The following is a 1,875-nucleotide window of genomic DNA, read 5'->3' as shown; positions in this document are numbered from 1 at the left end:
GCAGCACGGTGCGCCAGCGCCCGGCGCCGGGCACGCGGCCGAACACGTCGCGGCACAGGGCCGGGCCGCCCGCCGCGACGGTCAGCGCGACCGCGGAGGGGGCCAGGTCGATGCCCAGCACCGGCAGGCCCCGGCGGGCCAGCGCGGCTGCGCTCGGACCGCTCGGTCGGCGAATGGTTCCCGTGGGCGCACGTGTCCGCCGACGCCGTCGACGGGCTGGCCGCCCTGTGCGCCGCGACCGTGACCGAGTCCTGGCAGGACGCCGACCGGTGGTTCGTCGCCCTGCGCACCGAGGAGGGACGCCCATGAGACCCGCATCCGGCCGGCGCAGGCCGCCCGCGCCGGCCGCCGTGCTGCGCGGCGTCCCGGGACGGTTCACCAGCCGCCTGCACGACGAGCGGGTCGCGTCCTGGCTCGGCATCGCCCTCGGCGTCAGCGTCCTGGTCTCCTTCGGGACCGGGCTGGTCAGCCACTTCATGCAGCAGCCCGCCGGGTGGATGCTGTGGCCGTCGCGTCCGGTGAACCTGTACCGGGTCACCCAGGGCGTGCACGTCATCGGCGGCCTGGCGACCGTCCCGCTGCTGCTGGCCAAGCTGTGGACGGTCTACCCGCGGCTGTGGCAGTGGCCGCCGGTGCGCTCCCTCGTCCACGGCATACAGCGGCTGCTGGTGTTCGTCCTGGTCGGCGCGGCGCTGTTCCAGTTCGTCACCGGGGTGCTGAACATCGCCTACTGGTACGCGTTCCGGTTCTACTTCACCACCGCGCACTACTGGACGGCCTACATCCTCGCCGGCGCGCTGGTCATCCACATCGCCGACCAGTGGGCCAAGGCGCGCCGCACCGTCATGACCCGCCCCGAGGACGGCGTCGGGCGCCGCGGTTTCCTGCTCACCGTCGCCGGCGCGAGCGGCGTCGTCGCGCTCACCACGGTGGGTGAGGCGGTCACCCCGCTGGCGCCGCTGGCGGTGCTGGCGCCGCGCCGCCCCGGCACCGGGCCGCAGGATGTCCCGGTCAACAAGTCGGCCGCCGCGACCGGCGTCACCGCCCAGGCACGCGACCCCCGCTGGCGCCTCACCGTCACCGGCCGGGTCGCGCGGGAGGTCACCCTGTCCCTGGCCGACCTGCGCGCGCTGCCGCAGCACACCGCGCGGCTGCCCATCTCCTGCGTGGAGGGCTGGAGCGTGGAGGCGGTCTGGCGGGGCGTGCGGCTGCGCGACGTCCTGCGCCTGGCCGGTGTCGCCGACGACGCGCAGGTGCTGGTGGAGTCGCTGCAGCAGCACGGTCTCTACCGCACCTCGATGGTCGCCCCGCCGCACTGGCGCGACCCGCTGACGCTGCTGGCCCTCGGTATGAACGGCGTCCCCCTCGCCCTCGACCACGGCCACCCCTGCCGTCTCATCGCCCCGAACCGGCCCGGGGTCATGCAGACCAAATGGGTCCACCGGCTGGTGGTGTCGTGAACGCGCGGACCGTCTCGAAGGCGGCGGCGTACGCGGCGGGCCTGGCGCTCATCGCCGTCGGGCTGCGCGGGATCGTGGACGAGGTCGCCCTCGCCGCATGGGCGAAGTGGTTCGTCGGGGCCGCCGTCCTGCACGACGCCGTCCTGGTCCCGGCGGTGCTCGCCGCGGGGGCGCTCACCGGCCTGGTGCCCGCCGGCCGGCGGCGCGTCGTGCGCGCCGCGCTGGTCATCGGCGCCTGCGTCACCGTGGTCGCGATCCCCGCCGTGCTGGGCTACGGGCGCCGCGACGACGAGCCGTCCCGCCTCCCGCTGCCCTACGGCCGCAACCTGGCGATCGTGCTGGGCGCGATCGCCGTCGTGGCGGCGTGCGTCCTCCTGGCGCGCTCGGTCACCGCCCGTCGCGGGGCCGGGCGCGC

General features: G+C 76.0%; 1 protein-coding gene and 1 pseudogene. Both read left to right on the top strand.

All coding sequences use genetic code 11. The annotated features are described in order from the left end of the window. Positions 1 to 305: 305 nt before the first annotated feature. A complete protein-coding gene (locus AB0K37_RS41960) occupies positions 306 to 1,460 on the top strand; it encodes a molybdopterin-dependent oxidoreductase (protein ID WP_363991765.1) in 1,155 nt (384 codons plus the stop codon). After that, positions 1,457 to 1,875 (top strand): annotated as a pseudogene (locus AB0K37_RS41955) (hypothetical protein); the annotation flags it as partial. The gene AB0K37_RS41960 and the pseudogene AB0K37_RS41955, both read left to right, overlap by 4 nt.

Source organism: Actinomadura sp. NPDC049753, from assembly GCF_040674655.1.
In the GTDB taxonomy this organism is placed as follows: Bacteria; Actinomycetota; Actinomycetes; order Streptosporangiales; family Streptosporangiaceae; genus Spirillospora; species Spirillospora verrucosospora.
The sequence above is the reverse complement of the archived record's forward strand: the minus strand, read 5'-3'. Positions and strand labels throughout refer to the sequence as shown.

What these genes read in the sequence shown, in the direction of transcription:
- AB0K37_RS41960 (WP_363991765.1), top strand. Translation starts at nt 306, where the DNA reads ATGAGACCCGCATCCGGCCGGCGCAGGCCGCCCGCGCCGGCCGCCGTG.